Origin of the sequence: Apibacter muscae, assembly GCF_007845635.1 — a bacterium.
Taxonomy (GTDB): domain Bacteria; phylum Bacteroidota; class Bacteroidia; order Flavobacteriales; family Weeksellaceae; genus Apibacter; species Apibacter muscae.
Window position 1 is genome coordinate 95541 of the sequence record NZ_SELG01000032.1, and the last position, 22159, is coordinate 117699.

At 29.8% G+C, this 22159-nt stretch carries 19 protein-coding genes; 9 read left to right on the forward strand and 10 right to left on the reverse strand.

Translation table 11 applies throughout. The features are described 5' to 3' along the window. Window positions 1-12: 12 nt before the first annotated feature. Window positions 13-753 carry a glycosyltransferase gene (locus tag ETU08_RS05550; protein ID WP_146262032.1) on the forward strand — a complete coding sequence of 247 codons (741 nt, stop codon included), beginning with the start codon at window positions 13-15 and terminating at the stop codon, window positions 751-753. Beyond that, entirely contained in the window at window positions 753-1331 is a 579-nt protein-coding gene (gene pth, locus ETU08_RS05555; RefSeq protein ID WP_146262033.1) for an aminoacyl-tRNA hydrolase, read from the forward strand. The genes ETU08_RS05550 and pth overlap by 1 nt, the downstream gene beginning before the upstream one ends. Window positions 1332-1352: 21 nt before the next feature. On the opposite strand, the gene ETU08_RS05560 is transcribed toward pth, so the two are convergent. Next, window positions 1353-1670 carry a DUF493 family protein gene (locus tag ETU08_RS05560; RefSeq protein ID WP_146262034.1) on the reverse strand — a complete coding sequence of 106 codons (318 nt, stop codon included), beginning with the start codon at window positions 1668-1670 and terminating at the stop codon, window positions 1353-1355. Between the two features lie 240 nt (window positions 1671-1910). Between ETU08_RS05560 and ETU08_RS05565 the strand changes: the two genes are divergently transcribed. The 3 genes from ETU08_RS05565 to ETU08_RS05575 all read left to right on the forward strand — a co-directional run bounded on the left by ETU08_RS05565 (window position 1911) and on the right by ETU08_RS05575 (window position 5429). Further along, window positions 1911-2558, forward strand: coding sequence for a hypothetical protein (locus ETU08_RS05565; RefSeq protein ID WP_146262035.1), 648 nt, complete (start codon window positions 1911-1913; stop codon window positions 2556-2558). A gap of 158 nt (window positions 2559-2716) precedes the next feature. Further along, window positions 2717-4495, forward strand: a complete 1779-nt coding sequence (locus ETU08_RS05570; RefSeq protein WP_146262036.1) for an AMP-dependent synthetase/ligase — start codon at window positions 2717-2719, stop codon at window positions 4493-4495. 172 nt (window positions 4496-4667) lie between these two features. After that, complete coding sequence (locus ETU08_RS05575) at window positions 4668-5429, forward strand: tRNA(His) guanylyltransferase Thg1 family protein (RefSeq protein WP_146262037.1); 762 nt, start codon at window positions 4668-4670, stop codon at window positions 5427-5429. A gap of 54 nt (window positions 5430-5483) precedes the next feature. On the opposite strand, the gene glyA is transcribed toward ETU08_RS05575, so the two are convergent. The 7 genes from glyA to mutL all read right to left on the reverse strand — a co-directional run bounded on the left by glyA (window position 5484) and on the right by mutL (window position 14463). After that, on the reverse strand, window positions 5484-6755 hold the full coding sequence (gene glyA, locus ETU08_RS05580) for a serine hydroxymethyltransferase (protein ID WP_146262038.1): 1272 nt from the start codon (window positions 6753-6755) through the stop codon (window positions 5484-5486). A gap of 84 nt (window positions 6756-6839) precedes the next feature. Beyond that, complete coding sequence (galE, locus tag ETU08_RS05585; RefSeq protein WP_146262039.1) at window positions 6840-7865, reverse strand: UDP-glucose 4-epimerase GalE; 1026 nt, start codon at window positions 7863-7865, stop codon at window positions 6840-6842. Window positions 7866-7886: 21 nt separating this feature from the next. Beyond that, window positions 7887-9833 carry a KUP/HAK/KT family potassium transporter gene (locus ETU08_RS05590; protein WP_146262228.1) on the reverse strand — a complete coding sequence of 649 codons (1947 nt, stop codon included), beginning with the start codon at window positions 9831-9833 and terminating at the stop codon, window positions 7887-7889. A gap of 127 nt (window positions 9834-9960) precedes the next feature. Further along, window positions 9961-10998, reverse strand: coding sequence for an endonuclease/exonuclease/phosphatase family protein (locus ETU08_RS05595; RefSeq protein WP_146262040.1), 1038 nt, complete (start codon window positions 10996-10998; stop codon window positions 9961-9963). 2 nt (window positions 10999-11000) lie between these two features. Further along, a complete protein-coding gene (locus tag ETU08_RS05600; protein WP_146262041.1) occupies window positions 11001-11891 on the reverse strand; it encodes a DUF6576 domain-containing protein in 891 nt (296 codons plus the stop codon). Between the two features lie 21 nt (window positions 11892-11912). Next, window positions 11913-12692, reverse strand: a complete 780-nt coding sequence (locus tag ETU08_RS05605) for a rhomboid family intramembrane serine protease (RefSeq protein ID WP_146262042.1) — start codon at window positions 12690-12692, stop codon at window positions 11913-11915. A 16-nt stretch (window positions 12693-12708) separates the two neighbouring features. After that, the gene (gene mutL, locus ETU08_RS05610; RefSeq protein WP_146262043.1) at window positions 12709-14463 is read right to left on the reverse strand and encodes a DNA mismatch repair endonuclease MutL; all 1755 of its coding nucleotides are present in this window, start codon (window positions 14461-14463) and stop codon (window positions 12709-12711) included. 185 nt (window positions 14464-14648) lie between these two features. Here mutL and ETU08_RS05615 point away from each other — a divergent pair, with 185 nt between their 5' ends. Next, window positions 14649-15320 carry a head GIN domain-containing protein gene (locus ETU08_RS05615; RefSeq protein WP_146262044.1) on the forward strand — a complete coding sequence of 224 codons (672 nt, stop codon included), beginning with the start codon at window positions 14649-14651 and terminating at the stop codon, window positions 15318-15320. Between the two features lie 134 nt (window positions 15321-15454). Here the strand turns inward: ETU08_RS05615 and ETU08_RS05620 are convergent, their stop codons facing one another. After that, window positions 15455-15922 carry a regulatory protein RecX gene (locus ETU08_RS05620; RefSeq protein ID WP_260391067.1) on the reverse strand — a complete coding sequence of 156 codons (468 nt, stop codon included), beginning with the start codon at window positions 15920-15922 and terminating at the stop codon, window positions 15455-15457. 281 nt (window positions 15923-16203) lie between these two features. After that, a complete protein-coding gene (locus ETU08_RS05625) occupies window positions 16204-17850 on the reverse strand; it encodes an ABC1 kinase family protein (RefSeq protein ID WP_146262046.1) in 1647 nt (548 codons plus the stop codon). Between the two features lie 116 nt (window positions 17851-17966). On the opposite strand from ETU08_RS05625, the gene ETU08_RS05630 reads away from it, so the two are divergent. The 3 genes from ETU08_RS05630 to ETU08_RS05640 all read left to right on the forward strand — a co-directional run bounded on the left by ETU08_RS05630 (window position 17967) and on the right by ETU08_RS05640 (window position 22156). After that, complete coding sequence (locus ETU08_RS05630) at window positions 17967-18974, forward strand: o-succinylbenzoate synthase (protein WP_146262047.1); 1008 nt, start codon at window positions 17967-17969, stop codon at window positions 18972-18974. Between the two features lie 18 nt (window positions 18975-18992). Beyond that, window positions 18993-20009, forward strand: coding sequence for an AMP-binding protein (locus tag ETU08_RS05635; protein WP_146262048.1), 1017 nt, complete (start codon window positions 18993-18995; stop codon window positions 20007-20009). 80 nt (window positions 20010-20089) lie between these two features. Then, window positions 20090-22156, forward strand: coding sequence for a protein-disulfide reductase DsbD family protein (locus ETU08_RS05640; RefSeq protein WP_146262049.1), 2067 nt, complete (start codon window positions 20090-20092; stop codon window positions 22154-22156). The last annotated feature ends 3 nt before the right edge of the window (window positions 22157-22159 follow it).

Sequence of the window (22159 nt, forward strand, 5' to 3'; positions counted from 1 at the left end):
CATACAAAACATATGACTAAAAACTGTGTAATAATTCCCTGTTACAATGAAGAATTAAGACTTCCCATTTCGGAATTCGAAGAAAATTTAACTTCTCAAAATTCTCTATATTTTTGTTTTGTCAATGATGGAAGTTCAGATGGTACATTAAATATTCTAAATAAAATTAAAAGCAGATACCCAAATCAAATATATGTTATTGATAAAAAGAAAAATGCTGGCAAAGCTTCTGCTATATATACAGGAATAAATGAAATGCTTAAATTAAATTACTTTGATGTAGTTGGATATTTAGATGCTGATTTAGCAACTTCCATTCAAGAATACGAAAGAATTTGCACCTACATACATCCGCCCATTGAATTTGTTTTTGGATCAAGAATAAAAAGAATAGGTTCTCACATTAATAGAAAACTGCATAGACATCTTATTGGAAGAGTTTTTGCTACCTTATCTAGTACAATGTTAAATCTTCCTGTCTATGACACCCAATGCGGGGCAAAAGCTTTTACTTCTAAAACAGCAAAACAAATTTTTAATGAACCTTTTATTTCTGATTGGAGTTTTGATGTTGAAATATTTTTTAAATTCATACATTTAGTGGGTAAAGATAAGGTTGAAGAAAAAGCAAAAGAAATACCATTAGAATCTTGGAGAGATGTTGGAGATTCAAAGGTAAAGCTTTCTTACTCTTTAAAATTACCCTTTGAATTATTAAGAATTAAAAGATATTACAAGAAAAAATTTAAATAATGAATAAGTTTCTTATAGTCGGATTAGGAAATATTGGTGAAGAATATATTTATACCAGACATAATATAGGTTTTTTGATCTCAGACTATTTAGCAGAAAATTTAAATGCAACATTTAAGCCCTCAAATTTTGGTCAATTATGTGAAACTTCTTTTAAAGGAAGAAAAACTTTTATTCTAAAACCTAACACATTTATGAATCTTAGTGGAAATGCTGTGAAGTTTTGGCTTGCAAAAGAAAAGATACAATTAGAAAACTGTTTAGTTATTTGTGACGATTTAAGTATACCTTTTGGACATATCCGTTTAAAGCCTAAAGGGAGTAGCGCTGGGCATAACGGGTTAAAAAGCATTGAAAATAACATTCAAAGCCAACAATATCCACGATTACGTTTTGGAATTGGTAATGATTTTCTTAAAGGTCAACAAATTGACTATGTTTTAGGTAAGTGGACTGAGGAAGAATATACCAAATTAAATACTAGAATAAACGTTGGGGTAGCAGCCATTAGATCATTTATTTTTTCAGGAATAAATAATACTATGAATGAATTTAATGCAAACAAAGAGGGATTATAAGAGTGTATATTATTGCTATACCTAAAGCATCATTACCCCCTCTATTAAACTTACTTCTTTGTAATAATTTATTATTGAGGTAGAATCTACAGCGTATATATTTACACTTATACTTGTATATTTATTGTTTTTACTCTCCCTCATTGAAAATGTTGGAGAAGCAAATTCAAAAATTTTTTGAATTTTAGCGATCTTGCTACTCTCCGTAGGAACTATAAATTTAAACATATATTTACCTGGAAGAGTATTACTTTCATCCAATTGAATTTTCAACTTATCATAAAATTCTTCTGAATTCTTATTATTGATATCCTTTGAATTAATTTCATTATTACTCATATAAATTTACGATCAAAACTTAAGCCAAATAAATATCTTTATTGAAATAACTTATTTTTTCATTTATTAATTGATTCAAAAATACAATTTTTAATATAGATTATAAATCTAATGTAATTTATGAACCCCTGAAATTAAGACTATGAAAATTATACTTTTATTTTATTTAACATTTATTATACAATTAAAATAAAAGCCAAACGTTAAGAGATAAAATAACCTCCAATAAAAATAAATATTATGATAAAATATTTTTTTTCAATTATTACTCTAATTGCATTCTACAGTTGTTCAACATCTTTTAATAATGGATTTACCAATGGCAATAGCGAAAAATTAAATCAAAGAAATATTTCACAGTTGAATGGAACTTACGAAATTTTTGCCTCCGGAAAATATAATGAGAATGGGCGGTTTACTGCTGTAAGTACTAATAAAAAAAAATACTCATTCTATAACAAAATTGAAAATAAACTTCCAAATATGAAAGTAAAAGACTTGGGAGATATAGGCAATATTTTAAAAAATCCTCCTATTGATTCAATTCCAAGTTTAACTAGTAATTACGAAGCTTTTGAAGTTAAAATAAAACCAGATGGTTACCTTACATTTAATTTTCTAAAAAATGATCAAATTGCTACATCATTGACATATAAAGGCAATATTAAGGATGGATTTATTTATCTTCCTAAGGAAAAAAATTGTACAAAAATTTACTCTTCAAAGAATTGTGTCATAAGTCAACGAAGAATAGGTTTAGCGGAAGATGGAAGTATTATTCTTCAAGAATCAAACAAAGTGGATGCATCTTCTCAAACCACATCAGTTTTACTTTCATTATTTGAAGGTAATGGAGAAAATGCTTATAAGTATAAAAAGATAAATTAGTTACAATTAAGTATTTCTATATTACTAAATAAAAGCAGATAATTTTATGGATTATCTGCTTTTATCATCTAAAAAACCTAAATTCATTCTTAATTCCTTAAGATGTATTTCATAAAATATAATTATTGTATCTTTAAAAAATAAAATAATTTCTAAGAATGAATGTTTCAAGGCTATTTGATATTCCTTATTTTCAACTAGTAAATGCTCCACAAGAAAGCTCTTTGGTTACTAAACATGCTGGTAAATGGGTGGTAATCTCCACTCAGGAACTTGTTCAACTAATTAATCAAGTGAGTAGAGGTTTATTAAGATTAGAAGTAAAAAAAGGAGATCATATTGCCATTCTTAGTCCAAATAATAGTACTGAATGGTTAATAATTGATTTTGCGATCCAACAAATTGGAGCTGTTACGATTCCCATATATCCCAATTTAAGTGATCCTGATTTAAAGTTTATCTTAAAACATAGCAATAGTAAGTTTTGCTTTGTTTCAGGAATGGAGTTGGTGAATAAAATTCAACGAATCAATTTGGATAGTATACACTTAAAAAACATATTCACATTTGAAAATTTAGATCATTTAATTTCTTTAGATTCTATAAAAGAATTAGGTAATGATTTATCCAATCAAAAAGAGGTTGAGAAAATTAAACAGAACATTCATCCAGAACATTTAGCAACAATCATATATACTTCCGGCACTACTGGTTCACCTAAAGGTGTAATGCTTAGTCATAAAAACCTATTGTCTGACGCTTTAAATACTCATGAAAGAGTGATTATTGAAAATAGCGGTATTATAAAAATGTTAAGTTTCCTTCCCATATGCCACGTACTTGAAAGAATGGTCGTTTACTTAGCTATGTATCGTTCTTATAATATCTATTTTGCAGAAAGTATAGAAAAAGTTCCTGAGCACTTAAAAGAAATTAAACCACATATAATGACTGTGGTTCCCCGGGTAATTGAAAAATTATATTCTACTATATATCAAAAGGGTACCTCGTCCGGTTGGATACAAAAACATATATTTTTATGGGCATTAAAAATTGGACATAATTTTCAACCTTTTACATCTACTTCATTATCCTATAAAATTGTAAATCAACTAGTTTTTAAAAAATGGAGAGAAGGTCTAGGAGGAGAAATTAAAACAATTATTTCAGGAGGAGCACCACTCTCTAAAAATTTAAACAAAATTTTTTTCGCTGCAGGTTTACCCATTTTGGAAGGTTATGGATTAACAGAAACTTCTCCAGTAATTGCAGTCAATGGAAAAGATAAAAATTTATTTAAGTTCGGTACTGTAGGACCTCTCTTAAAAGACATGAAAGTCAAAATCGCTGAAGATGGGGAAATATTAACACAAGGTCCTAATGTTTTTATGGGTTATTACAATGAAGAAGATAAGACTAAAGAAGCTTTTACGGACGATGGATGGTTTAAAACTGGAGATATTGGAGAGATGGATGGAATTTTTCTAAAAATTACAGATAGAAAAAAAGAAATATTCAAGACTTCCGGAGGTAAATTCATTACTCCTCAAATCACTGAAAATCTATTAAAACAATCTCGCTTTATAGAGCAAGCAATGGTAGTAGGTGCCGGTGAAAAAATGCCTTGTGCGCTTATTCAACCTAATTTTTTATTCATCCAAAAATATTTAGTACGTAAAAACCTCATAGAAAATAAAAGGGAATTTTCAAATCAGGAATTAATTGAAAATGTTACTATCAAAGACCGAATATGGAAGGAAGTTGAAAAAGTAAACATGACTTTAGGGAATTGGGAACAAATAAAAAAAATTGAATTAACTCCTTGCATTTGGTCTATGGAAGGTGGAGAATTAACGCCTACTTTAAAACTAAAAAGAAAATTCATCAAGGAAAAATACATTGATTTGTATAACAAAATGTACGAGAAAAACTTATAATTACAAATTTATATTTCTTAATAAAAGTTGATTATACGTAGCTTTATTTTCAAACGATATTACTTTGATTAAACATTGTTAAAGTATTTCTCTTAGTTTATAAATCTTTATAATTAGATTCAAGTATAAATCATTTAATACCACAAAGCTTATATTTAAACACAATTTTACTATGAGACTAAATGAGCTAGATGCTAAGATGAGATGTTTTGAAATTTCAAACGATTTTGAAATTTTACCTGAAATCTATATGATTGCAAGATTAGACGGAAGAGGTTTTACTAAACTTACCAAAGAAATACATCCATACAAAAAACCTTTTGATTTAGAATTTAGTAATTTAATGGTTGAAACTTCTAAACATTTAATGAATTGCGGTTTTCATATCTTGTATGCTTATACACAAAGTGATGAAATATCTCTTCTATTTCATAAAAAGGAAACAGCTTTCTCAAGAAAAACTAGAAAGTACATCTCTATACTTGCAGGTGAAGCAAGCGCAAAATTTTCATTGTTATTAGGAAGTACTGGTGTTTTTGACTGTAGAATTTCTCAGTTACCCCATAGAGAGCTAGTGATGGATTATTTTAGGTGGAGGAGCGAAGATGCATTAAGAAATTCTCTTAATGCCTATTGCTATTGGAAATTGAGAGAAGAAAATAAGACTGCAACACAAGCTTTTGATTTTGTTAAAGGTATGTCTATTTCAAATAAAAATGAATTTCTTTTTAAAAGAGGTATAAATTTTAATGATCTGCCCTTATGGCAAAAAAGAGGTATCGGTATTTACTGGAAAACCTTTGAAAAAAAATGGATAAATAAAGATATTAGTAAGGAAGTTATTACAAAGCAAAGAGAGTTAATTATAAATCAAGAATTGCCTATGAAAGAAAAATACTTCAATCTTCTGAATGATATTATACCTTTTACATAAAAAATTAGCGTTATTAATTTAATAACGCTAATAAGCATTTTATATATTTATTTATTACCATTGAAACAAAGGTCTAGAACTCATTAAAGCATTTACTTCATCTTTAACTCTTGCTAATACTTTTTCATTCTCTGGGTCTGCAACCACCTCTTGTACATAGTCTGCAATTTTAACCATTTCTTCTTCTTTCAATCCTCTAGTAGTAATCGCAGCAGTTCCAAATCTTATCCCTGAGGTTACAAACGGACTTCTATCGTCATAAGGAATCATATTTTTATTACAAGTAATATCTGCCTTTTCTAATGCTTTTTCAGCAGCTTTACCTGTTATATTTTTATTATGTAAGTCAATAAGCATTAAATGATTATCAGTTCCACCAGAAATAATTTCAAAACCTCTATCCATCAAGGCTGTGGATAAAGCTTGTGCATTTTTAAGAACCTGTAAAATATATTTAAAGTACCCATCGCTTAGGGCTTCTTCAAATGTTATTGCTTTTGCAGCAATAATATGTTCTAAAGGACCTCCTTGAATTCCTGGGAATACAGCACCATCAATCACTTGAGACATTAATTTAATCTCTCCTTTAGGAGTTTTATGTCCAAAAGGATTCTCAAAATCTTTTCCTAACATTATAATCCCACCTCGGGTACCTCTTAAAGTTTTATGGGTTGTGGTTGTAACAATATCACAATAAGGAATAGGATCTTTAAGTATACCTTTAGCTATAAGTCCTGACGGATGAGAAATATCTGCCATAAGAATTGCTCCAACTTCATCAGCTACTTCTCTAAACTTAGCATAATCTAAATCTCTTGAATAGGCAGAAGCTCCTACAATTATCATTTTAGGTTTTTCTTTTCTTGCCAAAGCTTCCATTTCTTCATAATCAATTCTTCCATCTTCTTTTTTAACTCTATAAAAGACAGGGCTGTAAGTTAAACCGGAAAAATTTACCGGTGAGCCATGCGTTAAATGACCTCCATGCGATAAATCCAATCCCATTACTTTATCTCCAGGCTTTAAACAAGCTAAAAACACAGCTGCATTCGCCTGAGCACCAGAATGAGGTTGTACATTTACATATGCAGCACCAAAAAGTTTTTTAGCTCTATCTATGGCTAATTGCTCAATTTGATCAACTATTTCGCATCCTCCATAATATCTTCTCCCTGGATAACCTTCTGCATATTTATTAGTTAAAACAGATCCTGCTGCTCTCATAACATCCTCACTTACAAAGTTTTCAGAAGCTATAAGTTCAATTCCTTTAAGCTGTCTTTGCTTTTCTTTCTCAATTAAATCAAATACTATTTTGTTATCCATGGGTTTTAAAGGTTTTATGTTATATTATGGTTACTTCAAATATACAGAGTTTCTTTAAAATTGATATAATTTCAAAGAAAAATTTCACTGGTTTCTATAGTTCTTTTCCCAATTCCACGAATCTTTAACCATATCATCTAAAGACAGTTCTGTTTTCCATCCTAAGATTTCATTGGCTTTTTGGCTACTGGCATAAATACTTGCTACATCACCATTTCTTCTTTCTCCAAATTTATATTTAATTTTAACTCTATTTACTCTTTCAAAAGTTTCAACCATATCTAATACAGAATAGCCTTCTCCGGTTCCTATATTAAATACATCGTAAGGTAAATTCCCTTTTCCATTGAGTAAAAAATTACAAGCATACACATGTGCTTTGGCTAAATCAACCACATGTATATAATCTCTTATACAAGTTCCATCCGGAGTATTATAATCTTTACCAAAAATGGTTAGCACTTCTCTTATACCTATGGCTGTTTGCGTTATAAATGGCATTAAATTACTGGGTATTCCTTTAGGTAATTCTCCCAATAACCCTGACAAATGGGCTCCTACTGGGTTGAAATATCGCAAGGCTAGGGCGTTTAACCAACGAGTCGCAGCTACTTTTTCCAGAATATCTTCCGCCATTTGCTTGGTGCTTCCATAGGAGGAAAGTGCTTTTTTTATAGGGAAAGTTTCCTGAACAGGTAAATGTTCTGGTTCACCATAAACGGTTGCAGACGACGAAAATACAAAATTGTGTATTTTATATTCTTTCATTAAATCAAGAACATTCAATAAAGAAACTAAATTTTCTCTATAATAAAGCAATGGTTTTTCCATGGACTCTCCTACTGCTTTTTTTGCTGCAAAATGGATACAAGCTTTTAAATCTTTATTTTCTTCAAATATTGATTTTAAACTATTTATATCACAAATATCAGACTTGTAGAATTTAGGTTTTTGTCCGGAAACTTTATAGATGTTGTCTAAAATAAACAATTCAGAATTACTTAAATCGTCAACGATAATAGGCTCAAATCCAGAATTTATTAGTTCAACTACCGTATGTGAGCCAATATAACCTAATCCACCTGTTACTAATATTTTAATTTTATTCATAATAATTAATACTATCTATATTTAATATATTCGAACCCTTTTAATTCTATTTTTATATATAACATCTGTTAACATAGGCACTTGCTCTACTTCTACGTTATAACTATCCAAACCCAAAGCGGAAGTATCCGAGATCCCCATATATTTAACCATATTATAAAATCTTAAAATGAATCTTTCTTTGATTGATAAAAGATATTCTTGATTAAATACCCGATCAATCAATATAAATTTAAAATCCGCAGGGATATCATGCTTTCGTAATGACGGATATTTACTAATTAAATTTATTTTCCCTGAAACTTTTAAATCTTCTAGTACTTGTGCAAAATATATATTAATTAATGGTTCTACTTTAAAACCTAATCTAAACTTGACCTGATATAAGGTATCGGGAATCAATTCCATAACGTCGTATTCGAAAGTATACGGATTTAAATCATTTTCCACTTTCAAAAACCAATAGTAATCCGCTCGTTTTGGGTTTTTATTGATGATTGAAAATATAATTTTAGCTTCAATTTCGTTGGGACTATTGGATCTACTTATATAAACTAAATTCGTTGCATATTTAGATAGACTTGTATCTACCTTCATATCTTTTATTATCGGTAAGCAAGGTTTTAAATCTACATATTGTACGTACTTATTTTTTAATTTTCTTCCATTGAACCAAACATACATACAGACCGCTATTAAACCTGCTAAAAACATGGTGATCCAGCCACCTTCTGCAAATTTTAAAACATTTGCATAAAAGAATCCCCCTTCTATTATAAGATAAACCGCTCCAAACAATACAATTAAAAGTGCATGCACCTTTTTTAGCTTTAAATAAAATACTAAGAGTATTGTAGTCATTAACATAGTTATTGTAATGGCTAATCCATAAGCTGCCTCCATTTTAGCAGATTCTTTAAAATGCAGTACAACGAAAATACAAGATACTAAAAGCCCCCAGTTAATTGCCGGTATATACATTTGCCCTTTCTCATGGGTGGGATATTCTACTCTTTGACGTGGCCAAAAATTCAGAGACATTGCCTCACTAAAGATAGTGTAAGAGCCTGTTATTAATGCTTGGCTAGCAATAATGGCTGCTAAAGTTGCCATAATTACCCCTATAATTAAAAAAGTTTCTGGCATCATCATAAAAAATGGGTTACCTCCACTTTGAGCTTGCTCTGGGTTTGCAAGAATCCAAGCTCCTTGTCCTAAATAATTTAGTATTAAGCAAACTTTAGCAAAAATCCAGCTTATTCTTATATTCTTTATTCCACAATGACCAAGATCTGAGTACAAGGCTTCTGCTCCCGTGGTACATAAAAAAACAGCTCCCATAATTAGTAAAATCATATGCTTCCCTTCAGTGACTGAACCTGCGTTGCTGGAGACATCCATCATTAAATGGATTGCATAGTATGGATTAAAGGCTTTTATTACATACAAATGTGGGAGAAATTCAATCAATCCTAAAACCCCTAACATAATAAACCATAAAGTCATTATTGGTCCATAAAATTTACCGATAGACTGAGTTCCAAATTGTTGAATTACAAATAGTGCTATAAGTATAAAAATAGTTATGGGTACGACTTGTGTATTGGGATTGTAATTTTTTAAACCTTCAATGGCAGATACAATTGTCATTGATGGTGTAATAACACCATCAGAGACTAAGGTGGCTGCCCCTAAAATGGCTACCAGATAAAGCCATTTTTTTTTCATTTTCTTTACTAATGAATATAAAGCTAAGATACCTCCTTCTCCTTTGTTGTCTGCTCTAAGAGCAATAATTACATATTTAATAGTGGTTTGTAAGGTTAGGGTCCAAATAATACAAGATAAAGCACCTATGATAAATTCTTCCGAAATATGAGGCATATGATTTGCGGCTACAATTGCTCGCATTACATACAATGGAGAAGTTCCAATATCCCCAAATACTACTCCAACGGTTACTATCATTCCGATAATAGATAATTTTGAAGTATTCACGTTATTTGTTTGCACTAGTTTTTATTTTAAAAGTAAGAAACAAATATATATAAGTTTTTATTGTATAAACCTTTTTATCAATAGTTATTTTATTCTTTTATGGATTCAATTTCATTGTAGCAAAAACAGGGTAATGATCTGAAAAATGAACGGTTCTATCTACATAACAACTAATTGGCATAAATTTATTATTGGTAAATATGTAATCTATTCTAATTGGATAAAAATAATCGTAAAAGGACAATCCTAAACCTTGTCCTTTGGTTTCAAAAACATCGATTAAGTTTTCATTTAACATTGTAAAATATTCATAGGATAAAGGAACCGAGTTCATATCCCCACAAACAATTGTAGGATGAGGGGATTCTCTTATATATTTAGTAAGTAATTCTAATTGTTTCTGATGCTTTTTAAACCCATTAACTAATTTTTCGGTTACTATTTTAGTTTGGTCTTTAGCTTCATCTATTTTACTGAACTTAAAAAGACTTTTATTTAGATACATGGGCTCTAAATATATATTTATACACCTGATCGTATCACTCCCTTTTAGAATATCTGCCATACAGGCATAGCCTTGATCGGGTAAAATTATTTTTTGTTTATCGATGATTGGGTATTTAGATGATATTCCAACCAGATCAAAGACTGCGTTATACCTATCTACTAGAAAAACTTCTTTGGATCTCCATTGCCTAGTATAAATCTCTTGGAAAAAAGCCACATCTACATCTTTAGATTTAATGAATTTTTCTAAGGATTCTAAATCTCTATTCCCATTTGCATATCTGAGATTATAAGTAAGAACTTTGAGTTCTTCTTTCTTATCACTTTCATTTAATAATGATAAATTCTTTTGATTTCCAAAATGAATATATTTTTTTACAGGAAATAATAATAAAAAAGTTAAGACCAAGAAAGGAATAAATATCATCTCTTTTTTAATAAGCCAAACAAAGGTGAATAGGAGATGAAGAAGAACTAATATTGGAAAGATTAAGGCTACTATTCCAAAGTATGGGAAATCTTTAGGGGTTATGAATCTATTAACATATACTGAAACCAAAAGAATCGCTACAATACTATGGATGATTAAATATATGTAACTACTCTTTCTACGTTTAATAAATATCATTATTATTTTTTAAATTTAAACAAAATATCTTTTTCCTCCTTGGTTAGATTTTCATAACCTCTTTCTGATATTTTATCTAAAATTGCATTGATTTCATTTTGTTCTTGTACCTTATTTCTATTAAACTCTTCATCAGACATGGGTCTTCGACCGTCAAAAGTATTCGTTTTTCCACCTCCTTTCTCCTTTTTTAAATGAGACTTTTGCCTTAATTTAAATAAATTTTTCACTTTCATTAATGAATGGAATGAAGGAATAAATTTTCCAAGAAAATCATTTCCAGATTGGAAAGCTCTCATATATAAATATCCAAAAATTGCAGCGCTAACTCTGGATATAAGAAATCCCCCCCCTCCAGGTTGTGCTGAAAGTTGGAGCAAATCTAATCCAACAATTACTATTCCTAATATGTAAAGCGGAAATTCAATAGGCAAAAGAAATAGAGTTACTTTCATTTTAGGATTGTACGAAATAATAGCAAATAAGCAACTATATACCCCTAAAATAGAACCTGAAAGATAACCATAAGTCGATGTTGCATATCCAAATAGTAAAAATAGTATTCCCCCCACCCAATTGCCTAGTATGAAAAATTTCAAAAAACTTTCTCCATTAAAATACAATCTAAATATTTTCTCTGTGTAATAAATCATTACACAGCCAAAAAGCAAATCCATGAATTTCACATAGAAAATAGGAAAGGTTAAAAATGTCCAAATATTTGGTATAAAGGCATGTGAAGATAAAAGAAAAAAACTTCCGACAGAGACATTGAATATTTTCTGAAAAATAAATTCTAGTATCCAATAAACAACTGAAGCAATTACACTAAAATAGATAATTTTAACTCCTTCTGTGCCTGTTTTATAATAATAAAATAACTTATCCATCATTAATTATATATGTAGTTAACCTTAATTCCATCGATACCTATTTTTCAACCAATGCCTTACTAGAAAAAATCCAAATATTGCGCCACCTAAATGTGCAAAGTGCGCTACATTATCTCCTGGTTGATTTTGAAAACCAAAGAATAATTCTAATATTATCATTATAGGTATAAAAAATTTAGCCTTCATGGGTATCGGTGGAAAAAGTAACATTAAAACAGTATTAGGATACATCATTCCAAATGCCACCAACACCCCGTATATAGCTCCACTAGCTCCTATCATTGGAGTTCTCCACCCCCTAAACAATTCAAATAATAACTGCACATTTACCCCCGAAGGCATAGCATTAAGCCATTCTTTAACCTCTGTGATAGTTATATTTTTAGCTTCTATTGGACTTAGCTTGGTATAACTGTACAGCTCTCCTAAAGGTGCTCCTTGTTCTATTAAAACTTCATAGATTTTTTTGTATTCATAGAAATTCACTAGATTATATAGGACGAAAGCGCCTAATCCACATACGAAATACAAGATCAGATATTTTTTTATTCCTAAAGCTTTTTCCACCGCAGACCCAAACATCCAAAGGGCAAACATATTAAACACAAAATGCATGAAATTGCCATGCATAAACATATGAGAAATGATTTGGTACCATTTAAAATTAGGAGACGCCGGAAAGAAAGCTCCCAAAACAACGTCTAAATCAATTCCTTGCATAAGCAATAGAAATTTACCAACAAAAAAAATGGTATTTAATATTAGTAAATTTTTAGTTACTGGGGGTATATATCTATTCATTATTTTTCTATCTTATTTATTCAAAATTAGGAATACTTATAATTTCGTAATTTTTTTTATTCAACGGATTCAAATAAGGCATTTCTAAATTTTTGAATTCTTCCCAAATCGGACGTATTTGTGAAGATTGAATAAATTCATTCCTTTTTTTTGCTGAAACTTTTGAAACAGATTTACTAAAGAAAACCGAAAATTCTTCCTCTGAATGTTCAGTGAGCTGATATAACAATTCTTCTATAATATCCAAAACTTTTTCCTGCAAAATATCAGAAGGAATTGCAGTAATCGTTAACAAATCATCTTCAATCTGCATATCAAATCCCTGAGCGAATAACTTAGATTGTATAGAAATTAATTTTTCTTTTTCCAAGTCATAGACCGGTCTTTCTAAAGGAAATAAAAGTTGTTGACTAAGGGCATGATTTTTTATACTTTTTATATACTTATTATATAAAATGGTTTGATGTATACGGTAGGGATCAATACACCATAATTGCCCCTTATGTTCAATCATCCACCTTCCATTCATTAATCGTAAAAAATTTTCTTCGTTGTTAGCTGATGGTGCGTCAAATAAATCACTGGTAATATCATCGTTTCTAAAGCTTGAATAAAATTCCGTTACATTCAATTTTTCCGCCTTCGTAAATGGTTTAGAATTTTCCTTAAAAGGGTTATATGCCGGATTAATTTTTATTTTGGGTTCTTCTATCGGGCTATCTTTTTTGGGAATTGAAAATACCCAATCCTGATTTTGTTCAAAATCCAAACTTGGTGCTACATGGTAAACTCCTAAAGATTTTTTTATAGCTGTTCGAAGCAATGCATAAATAGACGATTCATCTTCAAATTTTATCTCTGTTTTAGAAGGATGAATATTAACGTCAATGCGTTCAATATCAATTTCAATATAAAGAAAAAAGGATGGTAAGTAACGCTGAGGAATCAGCCCTTCAAAAGCATCTTGCACTGCTTTGTTAAAATAAGTAGACTTAAAAAATCTATGGTTCACAAATAAAAATTGTTCTCCTCTTGTTTTTTTTGCACTCTCTGGCTTTCCTACAAATCCGCTAAGCCTTACCCATTCCAACTCTTCAGAAATGGGAATTAACAAGTTTTGTATTTTCCTCCCAAAAATATCTGAAATCCTTTGTAACAAACTCCCGGAACGCAACCTCAATAGTTCCTCTCCATTGTTATACAACTGAAATTGAATATCTTCATGAGCCAAAGCGACTCTATGAAATTCATCCAATACATGTCTAAATTCAACAGAATTCGATTTTAAAAACTTTCTTCGTGCTGGAACGTTGTAAAAAAGATTTTTAATTTGAAAAGATGAGCCTGTGGGTGTATGAATAACTTCTTGACTTATTAATTGTCCTCCTTCAATGATAATCTGAGTTCCTACTTCCTCCTCTTCTTTTTTGGTTCTTAATTCAACCTGAGATACAGCTGCAATTGAGGCCAAAGCTTCTCCCCTAAAACCTTTGGTTTTTATGTGAAAGATATCTTCAGTATTTGCTATTTTTGATGTTGCATGCCTTTCAAAAGACATACGTGCATCCGTAGCACTCATGCCCATACCATTATCCACTACTTGAATGAGATTTCTTCCGGCTTCTTTTACCATTAATTGTATCTGTTTAGCATTTGCATCTATAGCGTTTTCTAATAATTCCTTAGCCACAGAGGACGGTCGTTGAACAACTTCTCCCGCTGCGATTTGGTTAGATACATTGTCTGGCAACAATCGGATTATATCAGGCATATATGCAAAGTTATTAAATCTTTTTTTTTTTAAATTGACTATTTATTTGTGCATGGTTATATATCCCCAAACATACAAATATTTTTACCTAATATGAATTTATCTCAATACATAAATATGCACGAAACTTAATCATCCAATCAAGTGGCTTAGTTTTTGTATCTAATATAACATAAAAAAATTTTATGTGCAAATCCTTTTTAATACCCATTTTTTTTATTGTATCTTACGTATGTTTGGGACAAACGGAAGTTATTAAGAATGTAGGTGATTTTACTTCTTTGCGAGTTTTCGATAAAATACCCGTAATTTTAATACGCTCAGAAAGCCCAAGAATTGAAATTCTTGGAAACAAGTCTGAAGATGTACAAGTTATTAATAAAAATGGGGAATTAAAAGTACGTATGTCTACGTTAAATCTTCTAAGTGGGGATGACACAGTTGTTAAAATTTATTACTCTGAAATTAACAACATTGAAACAAGCGAAGGCTCCTCAGTAAAAAGCGAAGAAGAGATTGAATCTCAAACACTTACTTTAAACGCAAAAGAAGGAGCCGCAATTACTCTTACATTAAATGTAGAACAGTTGAATATAAGAGTTAATTCCGGTGGAGTGATAAATGCTTCTGGTAATACCATAGATCAAAACATTTTAATTACTTCCGGAGGAAAATATTTGGCTAAGAATTTAAATTCAGATAATGCAAACATTAACCTTACAGCAGGAGGAAATTCGGTGATATATGCTTCCAAAAGTGTAATTGCTACCACACGCGCAGGAGGGAATATTGATATTTATGGTAGCGCTGAGGTTCAACAAAAAACTATATTGGGAGGTACGATTACTGTTCACTAAATTTCTTAACGGAAAAAATCAAAGATATTTAATGCACCTTTAAAATTAAAAATATTTGATTTACTTCTGAATTGATATTTTTAAGACAATTATTAACTTAATTCTCACCTTAGATAAATTATATTGAAATTCTGTTATTCTTTATTAACCAAAGAATCTATAGCGTTTTGAATCAATTCAAATTCATATCCCTTTTGGATTAAATAGCTGATTAATTTCTTTTTTTTAATTAGGCTGGATTCATTCTTTAAAGAATTCCATTTATTCTCTGCAATCTTTTCTAATGATTTCATATAGTCTTGCTCATCAATTTCTTCAAAACTTAATAAGATTAAACGTTCAGGAATTTTTTTTTGTTTAAGTTTTTGTCTAATCTTTATTTTCCCCCATTTCTTTAAATTGAACTTCCCCCTCGTATAAGACAATGCAAATCTCTCTTCATTTAAAAAATCATTTTGTATTAACCATACTAAAATCCCCCCTTTTTCCTCATCATCTAAAAAATAATATTCTTTCAACTTTTCTTCCACTTCCCAATGGCAACGATCTTGATAAGCGCAATAACTTGCTAATTTTTTTTTAATGTCTGATACGGTATACAACTGTATTAAATTAATTAGTTCTTAAAAAACAAAAATAGATATTTTCAAATTTGGTATATTATTACTTCTAATAGTTTTTAAATTAAGAGAATAACATAAATTATTTATTATACTATTTTAAATAAATAAAAAATAATTTAATTAATAATTAGGATAAATTAAATATATTATTATCTTTACCATGTATTTAATTCTTAAGTTAAATAATTTTGAGAAAACCTATTGCAATAAAATTAATTTTATTGCAATAAATAGCAGCTAATGAATTAGCTGCTTATTTTTTATTTCCCTTTTTTTATCGTGTATAGAAGATATAAAAGAATTATTAACCCCAAACTCATTAGAAAAAATGAGAGTGCAGGTATTCCAAGTAAAAATGGAGGCAATGGAGATAAAGATAGAATAGCAGAGCTAACTAGCAAAGATAGAACTATCAAGGATAATGTTAAACAATGTATTGTTTTTATAAAACTATTATTATTTTCAAAATCGTATAGAATTTTAAATTTTCCCTCGTTAGCGTTTTTTATAAAAATTTTTAACTCGTTGGGAATTGAAAGTATATCGCTACTGATCTCTTGTAATCTATGTATACCTTTGGATAATAGATGATTAGGATTTAGCCTTTTACGTATAATTTTTAACACATAAGGTTCTATACTTTCAATAATATTAAAGTCTAAAGATAGATTTCTACCAATGCCTTCCATAAGTAGAACCCCCTTTCCGAGCAAATAAATATGTGAGGGCATCAAAATCTCATTTTTATTTAAAATGTTTAAAAGTTTTTCAATCAAAGCCTTTAAATCTATATCTTTTAAGGAATTTTGATCAATAAAATTTAAAAGCTCATAAATATCTCTTTCTAATTGCTTTTCATCCGGAATTGAATATTTAATTGCTATTGATTTTATACTAGTAATTATTTTGGGTACATCTTTTTTAATTACATGAATAAGCATATTTTCTATTTGCTCTTGATCAGACGGCATTAACATACCCATGGTACCAAAATCTATGTACACAATTTTTCTATTTTGTAAAACAAATATATTCCCTGAATGAGGATCAGCATGAAAAAAACCATACTCGATAATTTGCTTTAAATACAGGTCTATCCCTCGAATCGCTAATTCTTTTAGATCAAAACCCTGTTTTATAAGCTCTTCTTTGTCAGATATTTTAATACCCTCGATAAATTCCATACATAGAATATTATTGTTGGAATATTCTTTGTAAGTCCTAGGTACATGTATGTGGGGATTATTCTCAAAATTCTTCGAAAATTTTTCAATATTCTCAAGCTCTTTCAAAAAAGACAATTCTTGTAAAATTGATTTTTCATAAGTATCAATGATATAAACTAAATTTATCCTCTTCGCCCAATCATAGTTATTTTCAAGAATTACAGACAAATCCTTCATTAATAATAGGTCAGATTCTATTACTTTATGAATATTACTGCGCTTAACTTTTAAAACAACTTTTTCTCCATTTTTTAAAATAGCAAAATACACTTGTGATATTGATGCAGCTGCAATTGGATTGGGATTTATAACCTCAAAATATTCCTTAGGGTCTTCTCCTAACTCTTCTTCTAATTTATAAATAATATTAATGTTTTCTGCTTCTACTCGATCTTGTAATTTTCTAAACTCTTGTATTAATTCTTCAGGAAATAAATCAATAGTGCTTAAAACCTGTCCTAACTTCACATAGGTAGGTCCTAACTCCTCCATAGCCATTCGAATTCTTTCGTAAATTGTTTTTCCTTTGGCTACTTTAATCGTACCCTCTTCTTTAGATTGCCATGATTCAGGAATTAATTTACTGATACCGCTTTTTATAACTAATTCGTCAAAACCATACTTAGTAAGTATATATATTAAACGCGCTGACCTGTGAATTTTTTTTCGATTATCCTGCATAATAAATCTTTGATAATATTATATGATTTAAAGGTACAGCAATAAAATGATACTATAATAGAGAAAAAGTATAGATTTATATCTCTTTTATTTTTTACAGTAAGTATTTTTGTTAAATGGAAGCAAGTTTTCATTCTTATGATTTACAATTTAAAACTCCCGCAGGAACTTCGCGTGGAGTTCTAAAAAGTAAAACTACTTATCTACTACATGTTAAGTATTTTGAAAAAGAATACATTGGGGAATGCGCCTTATTTAAGGGACTAAGTGCAGATTCAGAACTTGAATACGAAGATAAATTACACTGGGTTTGTAAACATATAAATGAGGATAAAGATTATTTAATAGATTCATGTAAAGAATTTCCTTCTATTCAATTTGGTTTAGAACAAGTATTTCTGCAAATTGAAAATAAAAAAAGTGGATTATTTTTTGAATCGGATTTCATTCATGGGAACACGGGAATTCAGATCAACGGTTTAATATGGATGGGAGATTTGGATTTCATGCGAGAACAGATTCAAAATAAAATTGAACAAAAATTCGATTGTATAAAGTTAAAAATTGGTGTTAATTGGGAAGGAGAATACTCAATATTAAAAAGTTTAAGAAAAGAGTTCCCGGCTCATAAATTAGAGATTAGAGTGGACGCCAATGGTGGATTTACATTTGATGAAGCACCAAAAATTTTGGAACAATTAGCAGGTTTGCAGATTCATTCCATAGAACAGCCTATTAAAGCTGGACAGATAGAACCAATGGCTGAATTATGCAAAATTAGCCCCACACCTATAGCTTTAGATGAAGAATTAATTGGAAAATTTTCTTTAACAGATAAAGAAATTTTGTTAAAAAAATTGAACCCTCAATTTATTATACTTAAGCCAGCCTTAGTAGGTGGCTTTAAAGGTTCCAATGAATGGATTAATTTGGCTAAGAATTATAAAATTGGTTGGTGGATAACCTCTGCCCTAGAATCAAATTTAGGATTAAATGCTATAGCCCAATGGACTGCAACTTTAAATAATCCTCTACCCCAAGGACTAGGAACCGGAGGTCTTTATACCAATAATTTCCCTTCCAATTTAGAAGTTCGAGGAGATCGATTATACTACAATCTTTAAAAATTAGGAATTACTTACATGTGTAATATAGAATTAGACTTTTCCAAAGAGATACATCTTAATAAAATTCCTACCCATGAAGCTTGGCTAAATAACATAGTTAGTTTTTTAACAGAATGGTATGATAACTCTGACATTATAAAAACCAATACTTCTGGCTCTACCGGAATCCCTAAAACCATTGAACTCACCAAAGAAGCTATGGTAAAAAGTGCTGAAATGACGGGGAAATTTTTAAATTTAAAAGAGAATGATTCTGCTCTTTTATGTATGCCTGCCTTGTTTATTGCTGGTAAAATGATGCTTGTAAGAGCCATCGTTTGGAAATTAAAATTGCGCTGTATACAGCCGTCTTCCAATCCATTGAAGAACATTAAGAATGAAATTTCCTTTTCTGCTATGACTCCTATGCAAGTGGAACATTCTTTAGATAAACTTCATTTAATAAAAAAACTAATAATCGGGGGTGCACAAATACCCACCCCCTTATCCAAACAATTGAACCAGTTTTCTACTAGCATATACGAGTCATTTGGTATGACTGAGACCATTTCTCATATTGCTTTAAAAAAGGTTTCTAAAAATCCGGAAGAAAGATTTAAATTATTACCTAATACTAAAATAGATTTAGATGATCGAGGTTGTTTAACTATAAAAACACCTTTCTCTAATGAGGAAATTATTACCAACGACTTAGTAAAAATGCATTCAGAAAATGAATTTGAATGGCTAGGAAGATTGGATAATGTTATTAACTCCGGGGGTATAAAAATATACCCTGAAAAAGTAGAGAAGCAATTAAAAACTATTATTCCTAATGAGTTTATAATTTCATCCCAACCAGATCCCATTTTAGGAAATAAGGTTATACTCGTTATTGAGGGATGTATATTGACTCATATAGAAGAATTAATTCAAAATTTTAATTTTAATCATAAATATGAAAAGCCTAGAGAAATTTACTTTATAGAAAAGTTTCAAAGAACTCCTACAGGAAAAATAGTTAGAAGAAACATATCTTTATCCTTTAAATAATTAAAAAAAATTTGTAAATAAAATAGTATTTTACATTTGTAGTAATTCACTACTTTAAGAATCAATAATAATAAATATATATGAAAAAAATTCTTTGGATTTTTATACTAATAACAGGCTTCATTCAAGCACAAATAGAGAATCCTATACATTGGAAATCAGAAATTAAACATTTAAAAGATAAAGAATACGTAGCTATTTTTACGGCAAATATTGAAAACCATTGGCATTTGTATTCCGCAGATGCTGAAGAAGGAATTGTTATTCCTACCACTTTTAAATTCATTCCAAATCCTAACATTAAATTAATAGGAAAAACACAAGAAGTCGGGCAAAAGATTAAAGAATATTCCCAAGCGTTTAAAGCTAATATTGTCTATTATAAAAATAAAGTAGAATATCACCAGAAATTTGAGATATTAAAAGATATTCCTTTAAACCTAGAAGCTGATGTCGATTACCAATTGTGTAATGATAAAATTTGCCTTTCTCCAGACGGTGAAAGCTTCATTTTAAAAATTGAACCTGAAAAAAATTTTGCTATATCAAAACAATCCAATAAAGAGGTAAATGAAATAGTAACGCCAAGTAAGAGTATAGTTAAAGATACTTTAAGCTCTAAAAATAATCCAGAAATTGAAGAAGTTAAAAACATTAGTAATACTCCAGATTCAGAAAATAAAAATATAATAATCGCTAATTTGGATGTTGACAACCCCATAAATAAAGAATGTGGGGATAAAATCATCCAAAACGAAGGATATCTCTGGATATTTATATTTGGTTTTCTAGGCGGATTGATTGCTTTATTAACTCCCTGTGTTTATCCAATGATTCCTTTAACCATTTCATATTTTACTAAAAATTCCAATAAAAATGGTAAAAGAGATGCACTAATATATGCCTTTTTCATTCTATTCATATTTATAATTTTTACACTGCCCTTTCATTTAATTAATGGAATTAACTCCGATATTTTCAATCAGATATCTACCAACGTCTGGCTAAACCTAGCCTTTTTTGTAGTTTTTATAGTATTCGCATTCAGTTTCTTTGGATTTTATGATATAACTCTTCCTAGCTGGATGGCAAATAAATCAGACCGAGCTTCAGAATCCGGTGGGATTTTGGGCTTATTTTTTATGGCATTAACCTTAGTTATTGTATCTTTTTCCTGTACAGGTCCTGTATTGGGTAGCATTTTAGCCCAATCCATTCAAAACCCTACACAGCTTACTATGGCTTTTTCTGGATGCGGACTTGCTTGGGCTCTAGTATTCGGAGGGTTTGCTCTATTTCCTAATTTGCTTAAGAGTATGCCTAAATCTGGAGGTTGGATGAATACTATCAAAGTTGTATTAGGTTTTGTTGAACTGGCTTTGGCTTTTAAATTCCTTTCTAAAGCTGATTTGGTTGCTAAAACCTTCTTATTAAAAAGGGAGATATTCATTGCCATCTGGATCATCATTGCATTTGCAACCGCTTTATATTTATTAGGATTAATTAAATTCCCTCACGATAGCAAAAAATCTAAGATAGGAACTAGTAGAAAGGTTTGGAGCTGTTTATTCATTTTAATAGGAATCTATTTAATACCCGGATTATTTCCATCTCAAAAACCAAATTTAAAATTACTAAGTGGACTAACTCCCCCATTAAATGTAAGTATATATAAGAAAGATAAAGAGCAAGGCATCTTAGGTTTATCTATACAGCACGATTATTTTGAAGCATTAAAAATAGCCAAAGAACAAAATAAACCTATTTTAGTAGACTTCACAGGATTTGGATGTGAAAATTGTCGCAAGATGGAAGAATTTGTTTGGAGTGAAGCAGACATTTGGCAAATACTAAACAACGATGTTATTATTGCTTCTTTATACGTAGACGATTCAGAATCTTTGCCTGAAGAAGAGCAAATAGTCGTTCAACTTAAAGATGGTAGAAATAGAAAAATTAAAACCATTGGAAATAAATGGTCGGTTTTTCAAAAAGAAAATTTTAATTCAAATTCACAACCTTTTTATGTTTTGGTAACCCCGGACAACCAAATATTAAACTATCCTGTTGCTGGATATATGAAAAAAGAGGATTTTAAGAATTTTCTTCATTGTGGAATACAAACTTTCAAAAATTTAAAAAAATAGGTA

Coding starts and splice junctions, on each gene's coding strand:
- ETU08_RS05625 (WP_146262046.1), bottom strand. CDS start 17,850: ATGCAGGATAATCGAAAAAAAATTCACAGGTCAGCGCGTTTAATATAT.
- pth (WP_146262033.1), top strand. CDS start 753: ATGAATAAGTTTCTTATAGTCGGATTAGGAAATATTGGTGAAGAATAT.
- ETU08_RS05605 (WP_146262042.1), bottom strand. CDS start 12,692: ATGAATAGATATATACCCCCAGTAACTAAAAATTTACTAATATTAAAT.
- ETU08_RS05630 (WP_146262047.1), top strand. CDS start 17,967: ATGGAAGCAAGTTTTCATTCTTATGATTTACAATTTAAAACTCCCGCA.
- ETU08_RS05615 (WP_146262044.1), top strand. CDS start 14,649: ATGTGCAAATCCTTTTTAATACCCATTTTTTTTATTGTATCTTACGTA.
- ETU08_RS05635 (WP_146262048.1), top strand. CDS start 18,993: ATGTGTAATATAGAATTAGACTTTTCCAAAGAGATACATCTTAATAAA.
- ETU08_RS05600 (WP_146262041.1), bottom strand. CDS start 11,891: ATGATGGATAAGTTATTTTATTATTATAAAACAGGCACAGAAGGAGTT.
- ETU08_RS05640 (WP_146262049.1), top strand. CDS start 20,090: ATGAAAAAAATTCTTTGGATTTTTATACTAATAACAGGCTTCATTCAA.
- ETU08_RS05570 (WP_146262036.1), top strand. CDS start 2,717: ATGAATGTTTCAAGGCTATTTGATATTCCTTATTTTCAACTAGTAAAT.
- ETU08_RS05575 (WP_146262037.1), top strand. CDS start 4,668: ATGAGACTAAATGAGCTAGATGCTAAGATGAGATGTTTTGAAATTTCA.
- ETU08_RS05560 (WP_146262034.1), bottom strand. CDS start 1,670: ATGAGTAATAATGAAATTAATTCAAAGGATATCAATAATAAGAATTCA.
- glyA (WP_146262038.1), bottom strand. CDS start 6,755: ATGGATAACAAAATAGTATTTGATTTAATTGAGAAAGAAAAGCAAAGA.
- ETU08_RS05565 (WP_146262035.1), top strand. CDS start 1,911: ATGATAAAATATTTTTTTTCAATTATTACTCTAATTGCATTCTACAGT.
- galE (WP_146262039.1), bottom strand. CDS start 7,865: ATGAATAAAATTAAAATATTAGTAACAGGTGGATTAGGTTATATTGGC.
- mutL (WP_146262043.1), bottom strand. CDS start 14,463: ATGCCTGATATAATCCGATTGTTGCCAGACAATGTATCTAACCAAATC.
- ETU08_RS05595 (WP_146262040.1), bottom strand. CDS start 10,998: ATGATATTTATTAAACGTAGAAAGAGTAGTTACATATATTTAATCATC.
- ETU08_RS05590 (WP_146262228.1), bottom strand. CDS start 9,833: ATGATAGTAACCGTTGGAGTAGTATTTGGGGATATTGGAACTTCTCCA.
- ETU08_RS05550 (WP_146262032.1), top strand. CDS start 13: ATGACTAAAAACTGTGTAATAATTCCCTGTTACAATGAAGAATTAAGA.